The following is a 23,618-nucleotide window of genomic DNA, read 5'->3' as shown; positions in this document are numbered from 1 at the left end:
ACCCGGCGTTCCGAGACCGGTCAGTCCGCGCCGCGTTCCGACACCGGTACGTCGGCGAACGCGGCCACCGTACGGTCGGCGTACGCGCTGGCGTCGCCGGTCTCCATCGGACCGTCCCAGGTCGACGGCAGCGGCACCGGTACGGCCGGGTTGACCCGCCGGACGATCTCGTCCAGCACCGTCTCGGCGGCGCCGACCCAGAGGTGCTTGGCCCCGGGCACCCCGACCACCTCCGCCTGCGGCACGACCCCGAACCGGTGCCGGGCCTCGTCCGGGCGCAGGTAGTCGTCGAACTCCGGGACCAGCGCGGTCAACGGCTTGCCGGAGGCGGACCAGGTGGCCAGGTCCTCGTCGCCGGCGGTCCGCAGCGGTGGTGAGAGCAGGATCGCCCCGACCACCCCGGGGTCGCAGCCGTGCCGGAGGGTGAGGTCGGTGCCGAACGACCAGCCGACCAGCCAGATGTTCGGCAGCTCGTGGAACTCGGCGTACTCGATGGCGGCGGCGACGTCGTACCGCTCGGCGTCGCCGGCGTCGAAGGTCCCCTCGCTGGTGCCGCGCACGCTGCTGGTGCCCCGGGTGTTGAAGCGCAGCACCGCGAGGTCGGCGAGCGCGGGCAGCCGCCAGGCGGCCTTGCGGAACACGTGGCTGTCCATCATCCCGCCGTGGGTGGGCAGCGGGTGCAGGCAGATCAGGGTGGCGACCGGGTCCCGGTCGGCCGGCAGCGCCAGTTCGCCGACCAGGCGCAGGCCGTCGGCGGTGTGCAGCTCGATGTCCTCCCGGCGGGCGGGCAGGATGCTGGCGGCGCGGATCGGTGTGCTCACCGGTCCAGTCTCACCCAGGTCGGCCCGGTCAGCCGTACCGGGGGGCGCTGCGGGAGCGTTCCACTCCGGGGGCCCGCCGGTCCCGGGCCCGCCAGCAGCCGGTGTGCCAGTGCCGCCGATCGCCCAGGTCACCCCGACCGTCGGCCGGCCAGGCCACCACGTGCGCGACCCCCGGGCGGATCTCCTGGACACAGCCGGGACAGCGGTACGTCTTGGCCGCGGCGGAGGCGGGGATGGCCCGGACCTGCCACTCGCCGTCCTGCCAGGTCTGGACCGAGCCGACGCCGCGTTCCAGTCGCTCCCGGTCCAGCGGTGGGGCCTCCTCGGGGCGGGGACGGTTGCGACGTGGGCTCACCTTTCCAGGGTACGCAGCGCCGACGCGGGTGGATCACGGCACCAACCGGGACTTTCATCACTTGAAGTAGTTGTCAGATCACGGTCAGTGTGACGCGAATCTCCGCATACGGGTCTAACGTCCGCGAATAGCGGTCGTCCTCGACGGGCGGCGGCTACGGAGCAAGGAGGGCGCCATGTGGAGCAGGCGCATCACCACCCTGACCATCCTCACCACCGCCGCCGCACTCATCGCGGTACCGTCCGCCACGCAGCCCGCCTCGGCCGGCAGACCGGGCGATGCGATCGTCGGCGACTTCAACAACGACGACATCCCGGACCTCGCCGTCACCGGTTCCGTGAACCCGGGCCTCTGCTCGATCATCGTCCAGTACGGCACAGGCCCCGGGGTCTACCAGCCACCGATCGCCTTCACCTATCTGCGCCCCGGCGGCGAGGCGTCGGACTGCCCGGACATCGGGACCGCGTTTGACGAGGACGGCGATCTCATGGACGAACTCTGGCTCGGCTGGAGCTCGGGTCCACCAGCGGGCCTGAACTACAACCGCGTGATCGTCGACCACAACTTCCGGGTGGTGTCGACCTTCACCTCGCCGATCACCCCGGTCTTCCTCGGCAACGCGGACTTCAGCGGTGACGGCGTCCCCACCCCCTACTCGTACGGCCACGGTGGGTTCGCCACCTACGTCTTCATCAACGGCGTGGGACAACTCGGTCCGGAGCAGTGGTGTACGGCGGGACCGCCGACCGTCCAGCTTCAGGATTTCAATGGAAACCGGGCGATGGACGGTCTCGTGTCGTACACCGACGGCTGCGCCGACGGCGGCAGCGGGGTGGTCGTGGTGCTCGACGACGGCACCGCTCAGCAGCTCGAATTCGATCCACGGAACGAGACCGTCTGGCGAGTCCGGCTGTTGGACGCCAACAGCGACCGGAACCGGGACATCTGGACCGAGAACACGGCCACCGGAGAGGTCAACCACTTCCTCGGGAGGGGCGACGGCACGTTCGTACGCGGGCCGAAGGCGAACACCGACCGGGTCACCCTACCCACGAATCGACCGATCGCCATCGATGTGCTGGCGAACGACTGGGTGTCGTCGAACATCCGGCTGGTCATCAGCAGCCCACCCCGGTACGGCCGGGTCCAGGTGTTGACGGACCGCCGGATCCTCTACTCGCCGAACCCGACCCACGGCCGGACCGATCGGTTCACCTACACCGTCATCCGGGACGACCGGCGCAGCAGCGCCGTGGTCTACCTCAGCTATCCGCGCGAACCGTAACCGAGCAACCGCGCTGAGCTGCGGAAATGTTCCCACCGCCGCTGTCGGATCACGGTCAGACAACAATGAACTCCATCAAAAGGTGTCTACCGTCCGTATCAGGAGCAGCCAGCCATACGGAACGGGGAAGACAGCAGGAGGCATCCATGTCGAGCAGGCGCCTTGCGGCAGTGGTTGCGGTGTTCGTCGCGGTCGCGACCAGCGCGGCGGCACCCGCCGCCCACGCAGCCCTACCCGGTGACCCCCTCTACGGCGACTTCAACGCCGACGGAATCACCGACCTCGCCGTCCTCGGCGAGACCGCCCCCAACCTCTGCTCGACCGTCGTCGAGTTCGGTCGGGCGGCCGGCGTCCTCGCGCCGCCGGTCGCCTACACCTACCTGCGTCCGAACGGCAGCTCCGACGCGCACTGCCCGGACGTCGGGGTCGCGCTCGACGTGGACGACGATCCCGCCGACGAACTCTGGGTGGGCTGGTCCACCGGCGCCCCGGTCACGGTCTCCTTCAACCGTCTCGTCCTGCAGCCGCCGACCTTCGTACCCAGCGCCTACCACACCTCGATCATCCGGCAGCCCAGCTTCGTCGGGATGGGAATGTTCGACGGGAACGGCCGGCCGAGTCCGTACGACGTGGGGCCCGGCGGAGTGCAGAACTTCGTGATCAACGGCGCCTCGGTGGTGCCGGGCCCGGTCGCGTTCTGCACCGTCGACAGCCCTGCCGTCATCGTGAGCGACTTCAACCAGGACGGCATCGACGGAACCCTGGTCACCTACCAACGCAGCTGTGCCGACAACAGCAGCGGAGTGCTGCGGATCCGCAACGAGGGTCCGGTCGCGCAAGTCCTGGAGAGCGATCCGACCGGCGCGACGTCCTGGGACAGCCGGGTGGTGCACGCCAACGACGACCGGTACATCGACGTCCGGACCGTGAACCGGGACACCGGCCGGGTCAGCCACTTCATCAACCGCACCGTCGGCACCGAGACCCTCTTCATCAGAACGCCGGACGCGAACACCGACCGGGTCCGACTCGCCTCGGTCAAGGCGCTGGCGATCGACGTACTGGCCAACGATCACGCGACCCGGAACGTCGACGTGGTCGTCACCCAGCAACCCCGGTACGGCAGCGTCCAGGTCCAGTCCGACCGCCGGATCGTCTACCGACCGAACCCCCGGTACGGCCGCACCGACCGGTTCAGCTACCAACTCCGCGAAGAGGGCAGACGCAGCAGCGCGACCGTCACCATCCAGCTCCCGGGCTGAATCCGGCGGACCGACGTATCCACGAGGAGGCGAACGCCATGTGGCGGAAGCGGACAGCGATGTTGACAGTGGCGATGCTGCTGGTCACGGCGGGTGGGGTGGGGGGCCTCACCCCCGCTCCCGCCTGGGCCGGCGGTCGGGGCGAACAGATCCTCGGCGACGTCAACGGTGACGGCCTCACCGACCGGGTCACCCTCGGCGTCGTCGACCCGGACCTCTGCTCGGTGATCGTGGAATACGGCACCCCGTCCGGGGACTACCGACTTCCGGCGGCCTACGTCTACCTGCGACCCGGCGGCACCGGAGCCGGCACCCGCTGCCCGGAACTGGGGGTGGCGGTCGACCTGGACACCGACCGCACCGAGGAACTGGTGGTGGCCTGGTTCCCGGGCCCACCGCCGACCGTGCCGTACAACCTGATGGTGCTGGACACCGCGTTCCAGCCGTCGTTCGGCCTGGTCTCGGCGATCTTCGCGCCGTACTACCTGGGCGAGGCCGACTTCAACGGCGACGGCCGGACGGACGTCTACCTCGTCACCGACCAGGGACAGGGCATCGAGACATACCTGAACCTGGGCAACGGCACGCTCACCCACGGACCGGCCCAGTGGTGCGCCAAGCCGATCCAGTACGAGCTGAGCGACCTCGACGTCGACGGCCGGACGGACCTGGTCAACAGCTACACCGAACGGTGCCTGTCGGCCACCTTCGCCAGCGGGGTCGCGGTGGTGCTCGACGACGGCAGCGCACAGGAGCTGGAATCCGATCCGGTCGGCGTGGAGACCTGGACCGCCCAGGTGACCCACCTCAATGGCGACCGGCTCCCGGACATCCGGACCGCGTCCCGACTGACCGGCGAGGTCGACTACTTCATCAACACCGGTGGCCGGTACGTCCAGTCCCCGAAGGCGAACACCGACGCCGTCTACCTCACCGGCACCCGCGCCGTGACCATCAACGTGCTCGACAACGACTGGGCGACCAGTTCGGCGACGGTCACCATCACCTCGCCGCCCCGGTACGGCACCGCGCAGGTGATCAGCGGTGGCCGGATCGTGTACCGCCCCCGGGCGAACCACGGCACGACCGACCGGATCACCTACCAACTGACCGACGACGGCCGCCGCAGCAGCGCGGTCGTGTACATCCGGTGGACCGGATGAGTCCAACCCGGTCGGGTTGGCCAGCCCGAGGAGGCGTGCCATGAGGGGTAGACGGATCGCCGCGGCGACCATGGCGGTGACCATGGCAGCGGTCGGCGTGGTGGGTCTCGGCGCGCTCCCGGCCTCGGCCGGTGGGCCCGGCGAGCCGATCATCGCCGATGTGAACGGGGACGGCCGGCCGGACCGGGCGGTGCTCGACCTCGTCGTGACGGCCGCGTCGAACTGCCGGGTGGCGGTCAGCCTTGGGCTGTCCGGCGGTGGTTACGGCACACCGCAGACGTACACCTATCTGACCCTGCCGGCGGACGAGCCCAACTGTCCGGACATGGGGGTGGGGGTCAACCTCGACGCCGACGTCCCGGCCGAGCTCGCGGTGGCCTGGTTCGCCGGGCCGCCGACCACCGTCTCGAACACCCTGCTGGTGCTGGACAACTTCCGGGTGGCCCACGGGTTCAACACCATCTACCAGCCCAGCTATCTCGGCACCGCCGACTTCGACGGCGACCAGCGGGAGGACATCTACCAGTGGACCGACCAGGGTGAGGGTTTCGCCACCTATCTCGCCACCACCACCGGGACACTCGTGCCGGGTCCGGTCCGCTACTGTGCCGGCCCGCACACCCCCGAGCTCGCCGACTTCGACCAGAACGCCGCGATGGACGTCGTTATCACGTACATCGAGGGATGCGCCGACTACTTCAGCGGCGTGGTCGTGGTCCTTGACGACGGCACCCAGGTCAACCTGCACGGAGACGTGGACGGGCTCGCGAGCTGGACGGTGGAGACGGCCGACGCCAACCGCGACGGGCTGATCGACGTGACCACCTACAACCAGCTCAACGGCCAGATCACCACCTTCATCAGCCTCGGCAACGGCTCCTTCGTCCGGTCCCCGGTCGCCATCCGCGACTACCCGACGGTCAGCGGTGTCAAGGCGACCGGCATCCAGGTACTTGGAAACGACCACGCCACCGCCCGGGCCAGGGTCACCATCTGGACCCCACCCCGGCACGGCACGGTGAAGGTCACCACCAGCGGAACCGTCATCTACACCCCGAACCCCACCCACGGCCGGACCGACACGTTCATCTACCGCCTCACCCAGGACGGCCGGACCAGCAACGCCGCGGTCAGCCTCAAGATCATCGGATGATGCCACCGAACCACCGAGTCCGCGCCGCGTCTCACCACTTCGGAGGAAGGTCATGTGGAGAAGCCCGCTCGCGGCAGTGGCCGCCATGGCGACGATCATCGCGGTAGGCACGGTCGGTGTCCCGCCCGCCCGGGCGGGCGGACCCGGCGAACCACTGTACGGCGACCTCAACGGCGACGGCCCGGTCGACCGGGCCCGGCTCGGCGCCGCGCCCCGCGCATGCACCGTCACCGTCGAGTTCGGCAGACCCGAGGGAGGGCATCTCCCGCCGCGCCAGTACACCTACCAGGCACCTGGACGCGGCGCGTCGGCCCGATGCCCCGACCTGGGCGTGGCGGTTGATCTCGACACCCCCGCGACGGCCGAGGATCCGGGCGTCGCCGAACTGGTCCTCGGCTGGTACGGCGGTCATCCTGGTGACAGGTCCATCCATGATCTGGTGGTGCTGCGAAACCTCGCGGTGTCGTCCAGCTTCCCGGCGCTCCCCCTGCCCAACTTTCTCGGACTGGCGGACTTCGACGGAGACGGACGGCAGGATCTCTACGCGTGGACCGACCAGGGGCAGGGGTTCGCCACCTACCTCAACGACGGGGCCGGGGCACTGCGGCCCGGCCCGGTCCGGTACTGCTCCGGACAGTTCGACCACCAACTCGCCGACTTCGATCGCGACGGCGCGATGGACGTCGCGCTCACGTACGTCGACCGGTGCGCCGACGGCACCCGGGGTGTGGTGGTGGTGCTCGACGACGGCACCGCGGTCGAACTCCAGAACATGACGGACGGCGAGCGGTGTTGGACGGTCCACGTTCTGGACGCGGACCACAACAAGGTGCCCGACGTGCTCACCTATCACCTACCGACCGGGCTGCCCACCACCTTCCTCGGCGTCGGTGACGGTACGTTCGTCAGGTCGCCGCTCGCGCTCCGGGACACCGTCACGGTCAGCGGCGCCGCGCCCACAAACATCCCGCTGCTCGACAACGACTGGGCCAGTCGCCGGGCGAAGATCAGCATTGTCACCCCACCGACGGCCGGTACGGCGCAGGTGCGGGCCGATCGGTCCATCGTCTACATCCCGGGTTCCACGCCCGGGCTGACCGACCGGTTGGTCTACCGCGTCACCCAGGACGGCCGGACCAGCGACGCGACGGTCATTGTCAAGATCACGCCCTGACGCCGGGACCGGCGACGTCTGGCGGTGCCGGCGTTCACCGCCGCCGGATTGATCCTCAGCGGACTGTCGGATTACCTGCATTTACCCCTGATGATGACAAAACCGACCTAATCTGCAGTGGAGACTCCGCCGCCGGAGCAGCTGATCAGGGCTGAGGAGGCACCATGTGGATTCGGCGAATCGCCACCGTCACCGCCGCGGTGACCGTGGCCCTGAGCGCAACAACCGGTCCGGGCCGGGCCGGCGGGCCGGACGAGCCGATCCTCGCCGACGTCAATCGCGACGGACGCGCCGACCGGAACACCCTCGGCCACCTGCCCGGCCCCGGCCAGTGTGTGGTCACCGTGGAACTGGCCCTGCCCGGCGGCGGCTACGCGCCGGCGCAGCCCTATCCGTACCTGTCTGCGCCCTACTGCCCGGACATGGGGGTGGGACTCGACCTCGACGGTGACGTCGCGGCCGAACTGGCGGTCACCTGGTTCTCCGGGCCGCCGCCGTCGGTCGACCACACCCTACTGGTGCTCGACGACTTCGCCGTGTCCGCCGGCTTCGACACCATCTTCCAGCCCAGCTACATCGGCACCGCCGACTTCAACGGGGACGGTCGGCAGGACATCTACGAATGGACCGACCAGGGCGACGGCTTCACCACCTACCTCAACACCGGCGCCGGTGCACTGAGCCCCGGCCCGGTGCGGCACTGCTCCGGTCGCCCGGAGTTCCAACTCGCGGACTTCGACGCCGACAGCGCGGTGGACGTGGTCATCGGGTACTTCGAGGGCTGCGGAAGCTACTTCAGTGGCGTGGTCGTGGTGCTCGACGACGGCACGGTGGTGGACCTGAAGGGCGATGTCCACGGCGACGACCACTGGACGGTCGAGGCGCTGGACGTGAACGGAGACGGCCACCTGGACGTCCGGACCACCAGCACCATGACCGGCAGCCAGGAAGTCTTCCTCGGTACCGGCACCGGCACCTTCCACCCGAGCCCCACCGCGATCCTGGACAACTTCCGGGTCAGCGGTCTCCGGGCCACCAACCTCGCGGTACGGGCCAACGACTTCGCCACCGCCGCCGCGCGGCTGAGCGTCGTCACCCCGCCGATGTACGGCACGGTGCAGATCACCAGCGCCGGCACGGTCGTCTACCGGCCGGACCCGGACGCCCGGTCACTCTCCGACCGGTTCGTCTACCGGCTCACCGAGGCGGGCCGGGCCAGCAATGCGGCGGTCAACCTGAGACTCGTCCGCTGACGGACGCCGGAGGTCAACTGGTCGGGGTCGCCGGGTGGTCGCGGAAGCCGCGACCGGTGCGCTCACCGAGACAGCCGGCGGTGACCAACTGCTCCAGCAGCGGCGCCGGCGCCAGTCCCGGTTCCCGGGTCGCATCGTAGATTCCACCCTGGACCGCCGACGCGACGTCCAGACCGATCCGGTCCAGCAGGGCGAACGGCCCGACCGGGTAACCACAGCCGAGCGTCATCGCGTGGTCGATGTCGTCCGCCGTCGCGTACGACTCCGCGAGCATCCGGATCGCGTCGTTCAGGTACGGGAACAGCAGGTTGTTGACGACGTACCCGGCGCGGTCGGGGCAGACCACGGCGGTCCGGTCGAGCCGGGCGCAGACCGACCGGGCGGTGGCGACCGCCTCCGTCGAACTGAGCACGGTACGGACGATCTCCACCAGCGGCGCCTCCGGCGTGACCGTGCCGAAGTGCAGACCGACCACGTCGGCCGGGCGGCCGGACGCGACCGCCAGGTCGGTCACCGGCAGCACGGCGCCGGTGGCGGCGAGCACCGTTCCCGGCCCGCACCGCCGGCCCAGTTCGGCGAAGAGCGCCCGCGCCCCGGCCAGCTCGTCGCCGGTCACCCCGACGGCGTCGGCAGTCCCGACGGCGGCGGTCGCCGCCACGGGCCCGGCGGTCGCCGCCACGGGCCCGGCGGTCGCCACCACGGGCCCGGCGGTCGCCACCACGACCAGGTCCGCGTCGGCGAGCCCGGCCAGGTCGACACCGCCGGTCCCAGCCGTCGCCGGGTCGGCGGCTCCCGCCGGCGCCAGGGGTTCCGCCCTGGTCCACGGCACCGGGAGCACGGTGTATCCGGCCCCGGTAAAGAGGCCGGCGAGGGTGGCGGCCGGCGCACCGGACCCGACCACGGCGACGGTCCCGACCGGACGGCCGTCCTCCGGGGCGGCCGGCGCGGCCGGTGACGCCCCCGCCGGCGTCCACCCGTCCGGTACGACCTTCCCCGAGCCCGGCCGCTCGTACCGGTAGAAGCCCTGGCCGGACTTGCGGCCGAGCAGTCCCGCCACGACCAGCTGGCGCAGCAACGGCGCCGGGGCGTGTCGCTGGTTGCGGCCACCCCGCCGGTACATGGTCTCCAGGATCTCGTACGCGGTGTCCAGCCCGATCAGGTCCAGCAGGGCGAACGGCCCCATCGGCAGCCCGGCGCCGAGCCGCATCGCGGCGTCGATCTCCTCGCGGGAGGCGTGGCCGGCGTCGTACATGGCGACGGCCTGGTTGAGATAGCCGAAGAGCAGCGCGTTGGCGACAAATCCGGCCCGGTCGCCGATGGTCACCGCGACCTTGCCGAGCCGGGCGCAGAGCGCCTCGACGGCGGTGACCACCTCGGGGGCGGTGACCACGGTCCGGACCACCTCGACCAGCTTCATCACCGGCGCCGGGTTGAAGAAGTGCAAACCGAGCACCTGCCCCGGCCGGCCGGTGGCGACGGCGATCTCGGTGACACTCAGCGAGGAGGTGTTGCTGGCCAGGATCGCGCCCGGCTTGCAGACCGCGTCCAGGTCGGCGAAGAGCCGCCGTTTCAGGTCCAGCCGCTCGGGCACCGCCTCGACCACCAGGTCCACGTCGGCGAGCGCGGCCAGTCCGGCCGCGAAGGTGACCCGGCCGAGCAGGGCGTCCCGGTCGGCCTCGGCGAGTCTGCCCCGGCGGACCGCCCGCTCGGTGGAGGCGGTGAGGATGCCCCGGCCGCGTTCCAGCGCCTCCGGCGTGACCTCGACGGCGACCACCTCGAACCCGCTGCGGGCGAAGACCTCCGCGATGCCGGCGCCCATGGTGCCGAGGCCGACGACACCCACCCGGGAGATCCCGGTTCCGTCGGTGAACCCGTCTGCCACTGGAGCCTCCCACCTCGTCGCCGGACCGCCACCTGAACGGCCGCTCAGCCACTGCGGGCGAGTCTGCCATGCCGTACGCCGCCGCCGGAACAGCCCGCCCCGGGCCGGGAGCACGCTGCGCTCAGCGGGTGCCGGTCAGTTCCAGCAGCGCGGCGACGAACTCCGCCGGCCGTTCGACGTTCGGGGAGTGGCCGCAGCCGGCGAAGACCAGCTCCCGGAAGCTGCCGCCGGCCGCCGCGTACCGCTGCAGCACCGCCCGGGTCTGGCTGACCATCGGCTGCGGCGGGCAGGCGTCCGCCCCGGGCCAGCCGGGGACCAGACCGAGCGAGCCGAGGTACGCCAGGTCGAACAGCGAGGTGTCCGACACGATCACGTCGGCGTCACCCCGTACCCAGGTGATCGGCGGCTTGACCTCGACGGCGACCAGCTCGTCGGCGATCCGGAAGTGCTTCGGGGCCAGGGTGTTCAGCACGCCCCGGTCCCCCGGCGCGGTGCCCGGCCAGGTCTCGACCCGCTCGGCGGTACCCGGATAGTTGTCGTCCCCGACCGCGGTGGAGAGTACCGAGTCGAGCAGCAGGTCCTCGTCCGGGCCGAGGCGCGCCGGGTCCGCCACGTACGCGCCGCGCAGCACGTTGCGCGGGCTGGTCGGGGCGTCGGTGCCCCGGTCCTGCGCGGCGAGCCGCTGGACGAAGTCCGGGTTGGCGCCGCCCGCCCCGGTGCCGGCAAAATCGGGGGTGGTCGGGGTGCCGGCCAGGTCCCGGGTGCCGCCGAACCCGTACGGCGACACCGGCGCCGCCAGCAGCAGGCCGGCCACCCGGTCGGGGTGGTCGACCAGCAGCCGCATCGCCACTCCCCCGCCGAGCGAGTGTCCGACGACCACCGGCCGCGCCCCTGCCCCGAACAACTGCGGTACGTCGAGCAGCGCGGCCACGTCGTCGGCGAAGTCGCGCAGCCCCCGGGTCGCGTCCAGCGGGGCGGTCTCGGTGCCGCCGTAGCCACGCAGGTCCGGGGCGACCACCCGCAGCTGTGCCGGCAGGTGCCGCAGCAGCGGCTGCCAGAAGTCGGCGGAGGAGCAGTTGCCGTGGATGAGCAGTACCGGCACGCCGTCCTCGGCGCCGGCCACCAGCACCCGCTGGCGGATGCCGTTGGCGACGATCTCCCTGTGCCCGATCTTCATTCGGGCGATCATGCCAGTCGGGTCGGACCCGTTCCATGTGGTCAGGCGCCATATCCCGGCCCGGGCCGCTGGCCGACCCACCACCGCCGTACGACGGTTCCGTCCGCCGCCGGCATTCCGTCACCCGGTCCTCAGCTCAGGGCGAGATAGGTCCAGGCCAGCCAGCCGGCCAGGGCCGCGGCCGCGCCGAGCAGCAACAGCAACCGACGGGACCGCCGGGGCGTACCCATCAGCTGGGTCGGCATGGTGAGCGCGGCCGCGGACCCGGCCGGGTCGGGTGGGCCCGGCGGCGGCGCCGACCGGGCACCGGCGCCGGCCGGTACGGCGGCCGGCGGCGGCAGCCGACGCAACGTGCCGACCGGCTCGGTCGGCGCCGAACCGGGGTCGAAGAAGCGCAGCTCGACATGGCCGACCCGGATCCGGTCCCCGTCCCGCAGCTCGGTCCCCGCACCGACCCGGCGGTCGTTGAGCCAGGTTCCGTTCGTCGACCCGGTGTCGGTGAGCAACACCCGCCCGCCAACCAGTTCGACGACGGCGTGCCGACGGCTCACCTTCGGATCGTCCAGCAGGACGTCGACGCCGTCCTCCCGGCCGATCCGGCGCAGCCCCGGCCGCAGCCGGAAACTCGCCCCGCGTAGCGGTCCGCTCGTCACGGTCAACAGCGGCATGAGATGCACGTCGTCGGACATGGACCCGCCCCCATCCCCCCCGTTCTGTGGCCGACGCGGCAACGCCGGCTACGCCGGTCAGCATCGCAAGGTAAGACCGACTACGCCGGCCAGCATCCCAGGTGACGCCGCCATAGCTCCACGTCCGGCGGACCGAGTCGGGGTGTCCGGCCGGCGGTCCGACGCTGCCGGTTCGGTGCGTGAATCGGTGACGATCGTGCTCATCCGCGTACCTACCCGCGAGTAATGCTCCGGTCTACACTCGCGCCATGACAACCGTTACCGGCGTGCCGACGGTCGACGACGGCGAACTGGTCTCCACCAGTCCCGCCACCGGGGAACTCGCGGGACGCTTCCCGGTCGCCGAGCCGGAGGACGTCGACCGGGCGGTCGACCGGGCCCGGGCGGCGGCCGACTGGTGGGCCGGGCTCGGCTTCGCCGGTCGCCGTACCCGGCTGTCGCGGTGGCGGGCGATGCTGGCGAACCGCCTGCCCGAACTCGCCGACCTGTGCCATCGGGAGACCGGTAAGCCGGTCGCCGAAGCGGTGGTGGAGATCCTCGCGGCGATCGAGCACGTCGACTGGGCGAACCGGAACGCGAAACGGGTGCTCGGACCACGCCGGGTACGCTCCCGGCTCGTCCTCGTCGAACACTCCGCGCACCTGGAGTACCAGCCGTACGGCGTGGTCGGGGTGATCGGACCGTGGAACTATCCGGTGCTGACCCCACTCGGCTCGATCGGCTACGCCCTCGCCGCCGGCAACACCGTGGTCTTCAAACCCAGCGAGTACAGCCCGGCGGTCGGGCAGTGGCTGGTCGACACCTTTGCCGAGGTGGTACCCGAACAGCCGGTGTTCCAGGTCGTGCACGGGCTCGGCGAGGTCGGTGCGGCGCTCTGCCACGCTCGCGTGGACAAGGTCGCGTTCACCGGCTCGACCGGCACCGCCAAGCGGGTGATGGCCGCCTGCGCCGAGTCACTCACCCCGGTGGTGCTGGAGGCCGGCGGCAAGGACGCCATGATCGTCGACGCCGACGCGGACCTGGACGCCGCCGCGGAGGCCTGCGTCTGGGGGGCGTTGACCAACGCCGGCCAGTCCTGCATCGGCATCGAACGGGCGTACGTCGTCGACGCGGTGCACGACGCGTTTGTCGACAAGGTGGTGGAGCGGGCCGGCCGGCTCACCGTCGGGGTGGACGGTGCCGACATCGGGCCGATCACCATGCCCCGGCAGATCGAGGTGATCCGGCGGCACATCACCGACGCGGTCGCCCGGGGCGGGCGGGCGGTGCTCGGCGGCCCGGAGGCGGTGCAGCCGCCGTACGTCCGGCCGACCATCCTGCTCGGCGTGCCGGAGGACGCCGACGCCATCCGCGAGGAGACCTTCGGCCCGACCCTGACCATCAACCGGGTCGCCGACGCGGACGAGGCGGTGAGCCGGGCAAACGCGCTGCCGTACGGACTCGGCGGGTCGGTCTTCGGCCGTCGCCGGGCCACCGAGATCGCTGCCCGGATCCGGGCCGGAATGGTCGCGGTGAACTCCACGCTCACCTTCGTCGGAATGTCGACACTCCCGTTCGGCGGGGTCGGGGACTCGGGATTCGGCCGCATCCACGGCCCGGACGGGCTGCGGGAATTCGCCCGGTCGAAAGCCGTGACCAGACGACGTGGACCGTCGCCATTGCCCGCGATGACCTTTGAGCGGACTCCGGCCCAGGTCGAGCGCATTGTGAAAATGGCACGGATATTGTACGGGCGGTGAAATGTAACTAACCGATCGTGGCGACAAACAAGCGACTAGGACATCCCTCGCCGCTGCCCGCATCGGTACCGTTCGCCAAATGGGACTGCACGCGTTGCGATTCCGCCTGGTCGACAGCGAGAACTCCTGGGGAGCCCGGCGGCGACAGCGTCGGGCCGGTTGGCTCGCCGAGACGTTCCCGGACCTGGCCCAGATGTCCGTCATCGACCTCGGCGGCCGGGTGAGCACCTGGGCCCAGAGCGCGGTACGGCCGAAGCACGTGCACGTGGTGAACCTCGAGGAGGCACCGGCCGACGTACCGGACTGGGCCGAGGTCGACCACGGGGACGCCTGCGCGCTCCCGAAGCGGATCGCCAGCCGCCGCTACGACCTGGTCTTCTCCAACTCCGTCCTGGAGCACGTCGGCGGACACGAACGACGGCTCCGGTTCGCCGAGACGGTGCACGCGCTCGCCGACGCGCACTGGGTGCAGACGCCGTACCGCTACTTTCCGATCGAGCCCCACTGGATCGCGCCGGGGATGCAGTTCACCCCGGTCCGACTGCGGGTGGCGCTGGCCCGGCGCTGGCCGCTCGCGCACACCCGTCCGGACAGCCGAGAGATCGCGATCCAGCAGGTCCTCTGGACCGAGTTGGTGGACCGGTCGCAGATGCGGCACTACTTCCCGTACTCGGAGATCCGCGCGGAGCGGCTGGCCGGCCTGATCAAGTCCCTGATCGCGGTCCGCACCGGGCGCCCCTGAGCTGGCCCGGGTCGGCGCCGGAGGTGCCGGCGCTCACCCCGCCGGAGGTGCCGGCCAGGGCGGGTCGCGCAGGACCGGCCGACCGCCCCGGTGGCCGAGCCAACCGGCGAGGGCGGTGCCGAGCAGCGCGAGGGCGGTGCCGAGCAGGGCCGCTCCCCGGTAACCCGTCACCCCGCCCGCCCAGCCGGCGAACGGCAGCAGCGACCCGGCTGCGGTGAGGACGCCGACCGCGACGATAAGCAGCGGCCGGCGGGTCCCCCGGAGCCGTGCGGTCAGGACGACCGCGCCGACTACCCCGACCAGGATCAGCACCGCGCCCAACGGCGCCAGCGCCAGCGCTACCGGGACGCCCCCGATCCGGTACGCCGCGAGGCCGGCCAGCAGGAACGGGAGTCCGAGCACGGCGGTGGCCACGAACCAGCTCACCGAGGCACCGTCCGGTCGGGTCAGCAACCCACAGCCCAGGCAGATCGCCACGCACCCGAACATCAGCCCGAGGGCGATCTCCACTTGGAGCCCGTCGGGCGGTCGGCGCGGCTCCGGCAGCGGGACCGGCCTCGCCACCCTGGCGGAGTAGGCCCTGAACCCGATCCGGGACCAGGTACCGGTAACGTCCCGGACGGCTATCCCGTCCCTTCCGTTCGCCACCACCACGATGTGGCCGCCCGCCACCGAGCGTACCGCCAGCGCCCGGGAAACGACCTCGACGTCCGGGTCCCGTACGTCGTCGTAGTACCGGGCGAGCCATTGCCGATGCGGCTCGGAGACCTCCCAGCTCGTCCGCCAGGTGGCTGCCCCGTCCCGGCTCTCCTCGACCGCCAGCCGACCCGGGACCAGCCGGTAGCAGTGCTGGTCGGGGAGACAGACCTGCCGCTGCCGGACCGAGTCGTCGGGCAACTCCGAGGTCACGGCGTCGGTCTCCTCCGGGGTCATCTCCCGCCAGTCCCGTCCGTCCGGCCCACCGGCCCACCAGTCGAGTTGGTCGTCGCCCGGGCCGTAGTACGCGTTGGCCTCCCCGACCACCAGGGTGTCCCGCCAGACCCCGACGGCCTCCAGACTCGGGTACTGGGGCGCGCTGGTCGCGGCGACCGCCAGCAGCGCGCCGGGCAGCACCACGAACACGCCGATCCGGCGTACCGCCTGCCGGGTCGCCGGCCGGCGTCGGGCCCGGGTGTACGTCCACCAGGCGACGCCGAGCGCCGGCAGCGCCACCAGGTCGGTACGGTCGGCGAGCACCACCGACGGTCCGCTCAGCACACTCCAGAGCACGGACGCGGTCGCCGCCCCGACCGGGGTCGCCTTGACGACCGTGAAGACCACTCCGACCGTGGTCAGGGCGGTGACCGCCAGCGGGGTCGGGGCCAACCGCGGGAGCAGCCCGGCGAGTACGACGGCGAGCAGTGCCGGGGCGAAGAGCAGCCCGGCGACATCGCTGAGTTTGCCGGTGACCAGCCCGGGGTGGGCGGCCTTCCCGACGTGGTCGTTGACCACCAGCACCACCACGGCGAGCAGACTCACCGGACTGCCGAACCAGGCCAGCATCACCTGGAGCGTGTCGCTGCTCCGAACCCTGTCCCCCATGGCATCCACCATGTACGCGAAGAGTCACGAGTCCGCTGCGCTCGGGTGCCGAATCTGACTCGGAAAGTGGTCCGGGATCAGCAGGTCGACGAGGACGAGCAGGGCCTCGGCGGTCATGTCCCGCTGCCAGGCGACCTCGGCGAGCCGCGACATCGCCGCGTAGAAGCGGCTCTCCACCACCAGGTCGTGGGCGGAGAACTCGGCGGGCGGGCCCGTCCCGGCCGGCTCCGCGCCGACCCTGGCAGTGCTGCTGGCAGGTGACCGTCCTGACATTTCCCCGCCCGTCTCCATCGGAGTCTCAGCGGGCCCGGTGTCCGACGGTCGCGACCCGCCGGGACGCGGTCGTGCAGGCGAGGCAGTCGAGCGGGCTGCCGCAGGTGACGCACCACCTGGATTTCACCCTGAACGTCAGCAGTCCGGCGACGAAGCCGAACAGGGCGCAGCCGACGGCCACGAAGAGGATTCCGACCGACATGGTGCCCTCCTGCGGGTGGGAGGTCGGCGGGCAGTTGCCGCTACCCGCCGGCCTCCACGTGGAAGCCAGGGTCGACGCGGTCCCCCGGAGGTGGCCATCCGCCCTGCGCCGGCCCTGTGTCACAACCCGAACATCCCCCGTGACCTATTGCATAGGATGCGCTAGTCGATAGGACTTTGCAAGGTATGCACTAGCCCTATCTTCACTTGCCGACCCTGCCTTGCTGCTGGCGCGGGACGACAGGGACACTGCTAGCCGAAGTCGGAGCAAAGGGGATATCGATTTGCCCGCACGTCGGCAACCACCCACCGTGCGGCTGCGTCGGCTCGCCAGTGAGCTGCGTGGTCTGCGTACCGCCGCCAACCTGACCCGGGAAGAGGTGGCCGAGCAGACCGGTGTCAACCCCGCGACGCTCTACCGGATCGAGACGGCCCGGGTACGGCCACAGCGTCGTACCCTCCTCGCCCTGCTCGACAAGTACGGCGTGACCGACCAGGACCGCCGCGCCGAACTGGTCGACCTCTCCAGGCAGGCGACCCAGCTGGGCTGGCTGCAGGCGTACGAGTCGGAACTCCCCGAGGAGTACACCGCCTACATCAGCTTCGAGGCCGAGGCCCGCGGCGTCCGCAACTACGAGAGTCTGTTCATGCCCGGGCTGCTCCAGACCGAGAGCTACGCCCGGCACGTCATCCGGGGCGCACTCCCGTTGGCCAACGACGAGGAGACCGAACGCCGGGTGGAGGCGCGCCTGCAGCGCCAGGAGCTCATCACCAAGAAGCCACCACTGGAGTTGTGGGCGATTATCGACGAGGCGGCCATCCATCGTCTGGTCGGTGGGCCCGGCGTGATGGCGGGACAACTCGACGCGCTCGTACGGGCGGCCGCACACCCACACGTCACGGTGCAGGTGATCCCTTTCGAACGGGGCGCTCACCCGGGCATGCCTGGCTCGTTTGTCGTTATGGACTTTCCGGACGCGGCGGACCCCGACCTGGTCTACATCGACAGCATGGCGGGGGACCTGTTCCTGGAACGTGAGCCCGACGTACGGCGGTACACGGTGGTCTTCGAGCACCTGCGGGCGCTGGCTCTCGATCCTTCCAGTTCACTGCAAATGATCGAGACGAAAATACAGATTCTCAATGAGGAAGGGGGTTGGGGACATGAACGCCCCTGACCTTGGCGATGTGGTGTGGAAAAAGTCGAGCCGTTCTTCGGGAAACGGCCAGTGTGTCATGACGGCCCGCCTCGACCGGACGGTCGCCGTCTGTGACAGCAAGGATTTCACCGGCCCGGCTCTGGTCTTCGGTTCGGCCGCCTGGGCAGCCTTCACCGGCGCGGTCAAGGGCGACGCCATCGCCCGCTGACCCGGTCGGGAACGACCGTCGGACGTCGGAGGGTGGCCCTACTGGGACCGGGGGCGTGCGGACCCCGCGCACCACTACGACCTGCGGGAACAGGCGACCGGCCGCCGGGCCGACGGATTTCGTCGCGCGGTCCGTCGTGACCGCGGGTGGAAGTCGGGGCGCATGCGCCGCGTGGTTCAGGTCCAGTCAGAGGCGGCTGTCGTGCCGGTACTGCGATGGCGACTGGCCGGTGTGGTTGCGGAAGACCCGGCTGAGGTAGAACGCGCTGCGGTATCCACAGCGCTCGGCGATCGCCTGCAGTGTGTCGTCGGTTTCGGTCAGCAACTCCCGTGCCTTCTGCAGCCGGACTGTGCGGAGATATGCGACCGGCGTGACGCCCCGGACGGCTCGGAAGCGTCGGGAGAGCTGCGTTGGACTGATGCCGAGTGCGGCGGCCAGGTCGCCGAGCGAGAGGTCCGGAGAGGTGAAGTGGTCCAGGATCAGGACTGTCGCTCGCCGCACCAGTTCGTCTCCGGGCGCGTCGCGGCGGGCACGGAGCATCATCAGGATGAGGTCGGTGACAACATGAGCGGCCACCAGCCCGGGGTGGGCTTCGGCGGCTTCGAGCATCGCGAGATCGGCGCGGAAGCGGTCGACGTCCAGTACCCGGGTACGGCCGATCGGCGGCGCCACCTCTGTGCTGAAGCGCGCGTGGAAGAAGGATGTCGGGGTCCGCATCCGGCGCCAGAGCGTGCCACCCGGCGGGCAGACGACGATGTCGCCGTGCTTCGAAACCCCTCGCGGTCCGCCGGAGATCTCGAAAGTGAAGGATCCGGTCCTCGGCACCAGCAGGCACCAGTCGTCGTACCTGTCGAAGCTGAGGCTGAACTGGTCTCGGGACGGGGCGAGCAGGTAGCCGTCCAGCCTCACCATGGCAAAAAAGTATATGCGGACAGCCGGAATTGCCATGCCCATGGGGACTCCCGCAACGGCAGAGTGCATGGTCATGACCACTACAGCCGATGTCTGTGTCTACGGGGGAACGCCCGCGGGTTGCGTCGCCGCGATGACGGCGCGTCAGGAGGGCGCGTCCGTGATCCTCATCGAGCCGGGCCGGTGGCTTGGCGGCATGCTGAGCGCGGGAATCAAGCCCCGGCAGGACTGCCCGATCCCCGCGATCGCGGGCGGCCTGACAAACGACGTGGTCTTCGGCTTCGGGGACGACCCCCACAACGTCATGCTGGCCTTCCACGAGTGGATCGAGAGTGCCGGCGTCGAAGTGATCTTCGAGCGCCGGGTCCGTTCGGTGCGGCGGGAAGGCAACCGCATCACCGCCGTCCAGTTGGAGACCTCGCAGCCGGACCGGTGGGCTGTTCCGTTGCCGGCTTCGGAGTCGGTTCCCGACATCGTCGTGCGGGCGGCGGTCTTCATCGACGCCTCGTACGAGGGCGACCTGATGGCGCTGGCCAAGGTCCCCTACCGTACCGGACGCGAGTCACGAGACGCCTTCGGCGAACAGATCGCCGGCGTTCGCCCGGTCACGAACTGGACACCTGTCGACCCGTACGTCGTACCGGGAGACAGCACCAGCGGACTGCTGGCACTGGTGGAACGGGATCACGGTCTGTCCATCGGCGCGGCCGACGACTACACGCAGGCGTACAACTTCCGCTTCTACCTGACGACCGACCCCGCACGTCGGGCCGAACTCACTCCCCCCGACGACTACAACGCCGACGACTTCGAGCTGGTACGGCGTTACGTCCGACACCTGGGATCCGACGTCGAGGCGCTGCGCGGGATCTTCCCCGGTTGGCTCAACTCGGGTGAGTACAACTACCAGCGCGCGTCACTGATCACCAACGCACCTGTCGGAGTGAGCCGCCGTTACCAGGACGGCGACTGGAACGACCGTTCGCGACTGTGGCGCCACCACATCGACTATCTCCGCGGTATCCACCACTTCCTGTCGACCGATCCCGCCGTACCTGAGCAGTTCCGAGCGGAGACGGCGGCCTACGGCCTGGACGCGAGCGTCTTCCCGGACACCGACGGCTGGCCACCGCAGCTCTACGTGCGGGTGTCGCGGCGGCTCGCCGGGATCTACACGGTCACGTACGCGGACGTTGCCAACCAGACCGATCCCAGCGACAGTATCGGCCTCGCGCTGTTCGGCGTGGACGTCTACCCGGTACGGCGGATTCCGTACCGTGATCCGGAGACCGGGCAGCTCGGTGTGGCGACCGAGGGCGACATGTTTCTCGGCGGCCACCTGGGCACCGGCCAGCCGTACCCGATTCCCTACCGGGCTGTCACCCCGAAGCAGTCCGACTGCGGAAACCTGCTGGTCCCGGTCTGCCTGTCCGCCAGTCACATCGGCTACGCGGCAACCCGGATGGAACCGGTGTTCTGCGTCCTGGCCGAATCCGTGGCAGTCGCCGCGGTGCAGTCCCTGCGCGAACACACCGACGTGCAGGACATCGACGTCGCCCGGCTCCAAGCCCGACTCGTCGAGCGCGGCCAGGTCATCGCCTGGACCGCCACCTAGGCCGTCAGATCCGCACTCCCCACTCCCCGGGCGGTCCGTCGGAAGGTTCACCCTTCCGAGCAGACTCACGGTGCGCGGTGTTTGCGGATCTCGTCCGGCCAGGCGAGGGTGACGCCGAGGGTGTCGGTGAGCAGCCGCTGGTAGTCGGCCTGGTGGGTGTGGTCGGTGCGGACCTTGCGGGGCGGCACGCCCCGGTCGAGGCAGTACGCCGCCATGGCGCCGGCGGCCTCGCCGATGCTCCACTCGACCGGGTGCAGCCGGTAGCAGCCGTTGGTGATGTGGGTGGTGCCGATGTTCTTGCCGGCGGCGAGCAGGTTGTCGACCCGGATCGGGATGAGGGCGCCGAGCGGGATCTGGAACGGGTACGACTCGATGTCGACGTAGGTGCGCCCGGCGGTGCTGGGGTGCAGGTCGATGCGGTAGTGGCCGATGCCGACGCTGTCGACGAAGACCTGGCTGCCGGCCCCGGGTGGGCGGGCATCGACGCCGACGTGCTGTTCCAGGACTGTGAACTCGGCCTGGATGCGGCGTGACTCGCGAATGTAGGGGGCGATGGCAAGCCCGTCGGCGGTGCCGGTGATGTCGCCCCGCAGCCGTAGGCCGGGGTATCCGGTGCCGTCGCCGGCCGGGTGCGGCGCCTCGGTCTGCATCCAGTACAGGAACGACAGCGACAGGTCGCGGGCGCCGTCGAGCGCGGTGGCCCGGGTGGCGTCGTCGACGCCGAGCAGCGGGGTCTGCCAGTAGTCGATCTGCGGCCAGTTGACCAGGGTGACGTCGGCGAAGGCGGTACCGGTGAACTGGCGGGCGGCCAGGATGCGCCGGTAGTGCCACAGGTCGTCGGCGGGCCCGCTGCCGGGGTCACCGCGGAAGATGGGCCGGTTGCGCGTACCGAGGGTGACCGGTTCGACATCGATCCAGGACAGCTGCGGACCGGGCCAGAACGGGGCGACCGCGGTACGCCAGAAGTCGTAGCCTGCCGGGCGGTCGATGGTGTGATCCTCGCCGGGCCGGTGCTCCAGGGCGAAGCACCACGAGATCGCCTGCTGGTTGAGCGGGTCGGCGACCGGCAGCGCGTGAGGTTCGCCGGTGGTGTCCTGGCCTTCGGCGCCGATGACGTGCTCGACCCCGGCCAACGGCAGCAGGTCGCCGAGTTCGGTGGCGTCGAGGATGTAGTCGGCGGTGACGGTGAGGTCGCTGCCGTCGGGGCGGCGCAGGGTGACCGCGGTGACCTGCTCCCCGGCGGTGTCGGCCGCGACCGGTTCGTGCCGCAGCAGGACTGTCACGCGACCGGCGGACTGCCACGGTGCCAGCATCTGATCGATGACGGCAAGGGCGGAGCGGGGTTCGTGGCACAGCCGACTGACGTGCCCCAGGCCCGGGTTGAGCAGCGGATCGGCGGCGGCTCGCGGCGTCAGCGGATAGTTGTCGCGGTAGTGACGGCGGATGCGCCGTCGGAAGTCGGCGTAACTGACAGCGGTCAACTGGGTCTCGATCCAGGCGTTCTCGTCCGGTGGCACCGCCTGGCTGGTGAGCTGGCCGCCGAGCCACTCGGTGGCCTCGGCGAGTATCACCCTGCGGCCGAGCTTGGCGGTGGCCAGTGCGGCGGCAACGCCGCCGACTCCCCCGCCGACCACCAGAACGTCCGTCTGCAGCTCCGTACTCATGCAGTCGCTTTCCTTTCGCACCTCGGTGCATCGCCCGGTCTGCCCGGGGACGGGCTCCACCGGCGGTGGCGCCGCGGCCCAGCTGGTGTATGAGCTGACGTGGGGAGGGGGTCCCGGTCCGACGCAGGCAGCCGAGGGCCGCCGACACTCACCGGCGGCCCTCGCGTTCGATGCGTGGGCCGGCATCGGTTCCGAGCTGGGCGAACCATTCCGAGGCGAACTCCAGGTCCGGAACAGTTCCCAGCGGCAATCCGATGCCAGGTACGACACGTTCGGGTGGCGTGGGGTGAACCCGCAGCTCAGCGATCACGTCGCGGACCCGCGCCCCGACCGGCTTCACGACGTTCTCCGTGTCGATGAGACCGAGCCCGTACTCGAGTTCGTCGAAGCCGCGGAATCGGCGATCGATGTCATGTGACGCCCACCAGGTCACGGCGGTGACCTCCGGGATCGCGGCGATCCGCCGCAGCATCCGTTCGGCGAAGTCCGGCACCGTCGCCCGCTCGAGCCAGAGGTCGGACACGCCGACCTCCTGCACCCACAACGGCTTCCGCCGTCCGCCGAGAACCGCCAACGCGATCTGGGCAAGGTAGTCGGGGATCGCCCACGCGCCGCGCTCCTGCTCGCCGAACCGCGCCAGGGCCCCGGTGAAGTACGGCCAGGCGTGGATGGCGACCAGGTCCGAGACGTCGACCACCGTCTCCGCGGTGAGTGGGCAGTCACCGGTCATCCAGGGCTCGTGATCGACACCGACCGTCACCGGTACGCCCGGGGCCCCGGCGCGCGCCGCTGTGACCATGCGGCGCGCCCAGTCGTCGCAGGCGCCCGGTCCGAGCCGGGACCGTCGCATGAGGACGTTCGGCTCGTTCGCGATGTCAAGACACCACAGGGCCGGATGCGCCGAGACGGCCTTGGCGACCGCGGTCACCACCATCGCGGAGGCTTCCACCGCGACGGGGTCGGTGAAGGGATCGGCATCCCGCAACCAGGCGGGACGGAAGTCGAAGCCGCTCAACCAGCCGTCGAGCACGGTCGGGCAGACTGCCAGGCCGCGCGCTCCGGCGAGGTCGAGCAGGCGTACGAGCCGGTTGAGCATGGCCGAGGAGACGTACGCCGGGTTCGGTTGGAACAACGGCCACAGACATTGGATGCGTATGTGGTCGAAACCGAGGCCGGCGATGACGTCGAGGTCACGCGCGAGGTCGGCCTCGTTCCAGTCGACCCACGCGTACCACCAGTCGCGGCTGGGCAGGTAATTGACGCCGTAGCGAACCGATGTGCTCACCGGCCCAGCCGATCCGCGAGGAAC

The 23,618-nt window shown here is 70.6% G+C and carries 22 protein-coding genes; 11 read left to right on the top strand and 11 right to left on the bottom strand.

Features of this window, described 5'->3' with window-relative positions:
* Nucleotides 1–20: 20 nt before the first annotated feature.
* Both ABGB21_RS06510 and ABGB21_RS06505 read right to left on the bottom strand, forming a co-directional pair.
* Entirely contained in the window at nucleotides 21–821 is an 801-nt protein-coding gene (locus ABGB21_RS06510) for an alpha/beta hydrolase (RefSeq protein ID WP_347651030.1), read from the bottom strand.
* Between the two features lie 28 nt (nucleotides 822–849).
* Nucleotides 850–1,176, bottom strand: a complete 327-nt coding sequence (locus ABGB21_RS06505; protein ID WP_347651031.1) for a hypothetical protein — start codon at nucleotides 1,174–1,176, stop codon at nucleotides 850–852.
* 175 nt (nucleotides 1,177–1,351) lie between these two features.
* Between ABGB21_RS06505 and ABGB21_RS06500 the strand changes: the two genes are divergently transcribed.
* From ABGB21_RS06500 to ABGB21_RS06475, 6 genes are all read left to right on the top strand, one after another.
* Nucleotides 1,352–2,461, top strand: coding sequence for an Ig-like domain-containing protein (locus ABGB21_RS06500; RefSeq protein WP_347676765.1), 1,110 nt, complete (start codon nucleotides 1,352–1,354; stop codon nucleotides 2,459–2,461).
* 146 nt (nucleotides 2,462–2,607) lie between these two features.
* Nucleotides 2,608–3,723, top strand: coding sequence for an Ig-like domain-containing protein (locus ABGB21_RS06495; protein WP_347651033.1), 1,116 nt, complete (start codon nucleotides 2,608–2,610; stop codon nucleotides 3,721–3,723).
* 59 nt (nucleotides 3,724–3,782) lie between these two features.
* Nucleotides 3,783–4,886 (top strand): FG-GAP-like repeat-containing protein, encoded by a 1,104-nt coding sequence (locus ABGB21_RS06490; RefSeq protein ID WP_347651034.1) that lies wholly within the window; start codon nucleotides 3,783–3,785, stop codon nucleotides 4,884–4,886.
* A gap of 40 nt (nucleotides 4,887–4,926) precedes the next feature.
* Nucleotides 4,927–6,039: an Ig-like domain-containing protein gene (locus ABGB21_RS06485; protein WP_347651035.1), complete on the top strand. Its 1,113-nt coding sequence runs from the start codon at nucleotides 4,927–4,929 to the stop codon at nucleotides 6,037–6,039.
* 52 nt (nucleotides 6,040–6,091) lie between these two features.
* Nucleotides 6,092–7,213: an FG-GAP-like repeat-containing protein gene (locus ABGB21_RS06480; protein WP_347676763.1), complete on the top strand. Its 1,122-nt coding sequence runs from the start codon at nucleotides 6,092–6,094 to the stop codon at nucleotides 7,211–7,213.
* Nucleotides 7,214–7,377: 164 nt separating this feature from the next.
* Nucleotides 7,378–8,466 (top strand): Ig-like domain-containing protein, encoded by a 1,089-nt coding sequence (locus ABGB21_RS06475; RefSeq protein ID WP_347676761.1) that lies wholly within the window; start codon nucleotides 7,378–7,380, stop codon nucleotides 8,464–8,466.
* 13 nt (nucleotides 8,467–8,479) lie between these two features.
* Here ABGB21_RS06475 and ABGB21_RS06470 read toward each other — a convergent pair whose 3' ends face one another.
* The 3 genes from ABGB21_RS06470 to ABGB21_RS06460 all read right to left on the bottom strand — a co-directional run bounded on the left by ABGB21_RS06470 (nucleotide 8,480) and on the right by ABGB21_RS06460 (nucleotide 12,214).
* Nucleotides 8,480–10,348, bottom strand: coding sequence for a 3-hydroxybutyryl-CoA dehydrogenase (locus ABGB21_RS06470; protein ID WP_347676759.1), 1,869 nt, complete (start codon nucleotides 10,346–10,348; stop codon nucleotides 8,480–8,482).
* A gap of 121 nt (nucleotides 10,349–10,469) precedes the next feature.
* Nucleotides 10,470–11,525 carry an alpha/beta fold hydrolase gene (locus ABGB21_RS06465; RefSeq protein ID WP_347676757.1) on the bottom strand — a complete coding sequence of 352 codons (1,056 nt, stop codon included), beginning with the start codon at nucleotides 11,523–11,525 and terminating at the stop codon, nucleotides 10,470–10,472.
* A 131-nt stretch (nucleotides 11,526–11,656) separates the two neighbouring features.
* Nucleotides 11,657–12,214: an FHA domain-containing protein gene (locus tag ABGB21_RS06460; RefSeq protein WP_347676755.1), complete on the bottom strand. Its 558-nt coding sequence runs from the start codon at nucleotides 12,212–12,214 to the stop codon at nucleotides 11,657–11,659.
* A 248-nt stretch (nucleotides 12,215–12,462) separates the two neighbouring features.
* On the opposite strand from ABGB21_RS06460, the gene ABGB21_RS06455 reads away from it, so the two are divergent.
* The gene (locus ABGB21_RS06455; protein ID WP_347676753.1) at nucleotides 12,463–13,953 is read left to right on the top strand and encodes an aldehyde dehydrogenase family protein; all 1,491 of its coding nucleotides are present in this window, start codon (nucleotides 12,463–12,465) and stop codon (nucleotides 13,951–13,953) included.
* Nucleotides 13,954–14,032: 79 nt separating this feature from the next.
* Nucleotides 14,033–14,695 (top strand): class I SAM-dependent methyltransferase, encoded by a 663-nt coding sequence (locus ABGB21_RS06450; RefSeq protein WP_347651042.1) that lies wholly within the window; start codon nucleotides 14,033–14,035, stop codon nucleotides 14,693–14,695.
* A gap of 33 nt (nucleotides 14,696–14,728) precedes the next feature.
* Here ABGB21_RS06450 and ABGB21_RS06445 read toward each other — a convergent pair whose 3' ends face one another.
* The 3 genes from ABGB21_RS06445 to ABGB21_RS06435 are packed head-to-tail and all read right to left on the bottom strand — an operon-like array spanning nucleotide 14,729 to nucleotide 16,751.
* Entirely contained in the window at nucleotides 14,729–16,276 is a 1,548-nt protein-coding gene (locus ABGB21_RS06445; RefSeq protein WP_347676751.1) for a hypothetical protein, read from the bottom strand.
* Between the two features lie 24 nt (nucleotides 16,277–16,300).
* The gene (locus tag ABGB21_RS06440; RefSeq protein ID WP_347676749.1) at nucleotides 16,301–16,549 is read right to left on the bottom strand and encodes a hypothetical protein; all 249 of its coding nucleotides are present in this window, start codon (nucleotides 16,547–16,549) and stop codon (nucleotides 16,301–16,303) included.
* Between the two features lie 25 nt (nucleotides 16,550–16,574).
* Entirely contained in the window at nucleotides 16,575–16,751 is a 177-nt protein-coding gene (locus ABGB21_RS06435; RefSeq protein WP_347651045.1) for a hypothetical protein, read from the bottom strand.
* 277 nt (nucleotides 16,752–17,028) lie between these two features.
* On the opposite strand from ABGB21_RS06435, the gene ABGB21_RS06430 reads away from it, so the two are divergent.
* Together ABGB21_RS06430 and ABGB21_RS06425 are read left to right on the top strand one after the other, a co-directional pair.
* Nucleotides 17,029–17,928, top strand: a complete 900-nt coding sequence (locus tag ABGB21_RS06430) for a helix-turn-helix transcriptional regulator (RefSeq protein WP_347677163.1) — start codon at nucleotides 17,029–17,031, stop codon at nucleotides 17,926–17,928.
* The gene (locus tag ABGB21_RS06425; protein WP_347651046.1) at nucleotides 17,915–18,118 is read left to right on the top strand and encodes a DUF397 domain-containing protein; all 204 of its coding nucleotides are present in this window, start codon (nucleotides 17,915–17,917) and stop codon (nucleotides 18,116–18,118) included. Before ABGB21_RS06430 ends, ABGB21_RS06425 begins: the two co-directional genes overlap by 14 nt.
* 186 nt (nucleotides 18,119–18,304) lie before the next feature.
* Here ABGB21_RS06425 and ABGB21_RS06420 read toward each other — a convergent pair whose 3' ends face one another.
* Nucleotides 18,305–19,072, bottom strand: coding sequence for a helix-turn-helix transcriptional regulator (locus ABGB21_RS06420; RefSeq protein WP_347651047.1), 768 nt, complete (start codon nucleotides 19,070–19,072; stop codon nucleotides 18,305–18,307).
* On the opposite strand from ABGB21_RS06420, the gene ABGB21_RS06415 reads away from it, so the two are divergent.
* Nucleotides 19,029–20,645, top strand: a complete 1,617-nt coding sequence (locus ABGB21_RS06415; RefSeq protein ID WP_347676747.1) for an FAD-dependent oxidoreductase — start codon at nucleotides 19,029–19,031, stop codon at nucleotides 20,643–20,645. The genes ABGB21_RS06420 and ABGB21_RS06415 overlap by 44 nt on opposite strands.
* 65 nt (nucleotides 20,646–20,710) lie before the next feature.
* Here ABGB21_RS06415 and ABGB21_RS06410 read toward each other — a convergent pair whose 3' ends face one another.
* On the bottom strand, nucleotides 20,711–22,309 hold the full coding sequence (locus ABGB21_RS06410; RefSeq protein ID WP_347676745.1) for an FAD-dependent oxidoreductase: 1,599 nt from the start codon (nucleotides 22,307–22,309) through the stop codon (nucleotides 20,711–20,713).
* 148 nt (nucleotides 22,310–22,457) lie between these two features.
* On the bottom strand, nucleotides 22,458–23,594 hold the full coding sequence (locus tag ABGB21_RS06405) for a cellulase family glycosylhydrolase (protein ID WP_347651050.1): 1,137 nt from the start codon (nucleotides 23,592–23,594) through the stop codon (nucleotides 22,458–22,460).
* Between the last annotated feature and the right edge of the window lie 24 nt (nucleotides 23,595–23,618).

The sequence above is a fragment of the Plantactinospora sp. B24E8 genome (assembly GCF_039871735.1).
In the GTDB taxonomy this organism is placed as follows: domain Bacteria; phylum Actinomycetota; class Actinomycetes; order Mycobacteriales; family Micromonosporaceae; genus Plantactinospora.
This window is presented reverse-complemented; position numbering and strand designations above follow the sequence as displayed.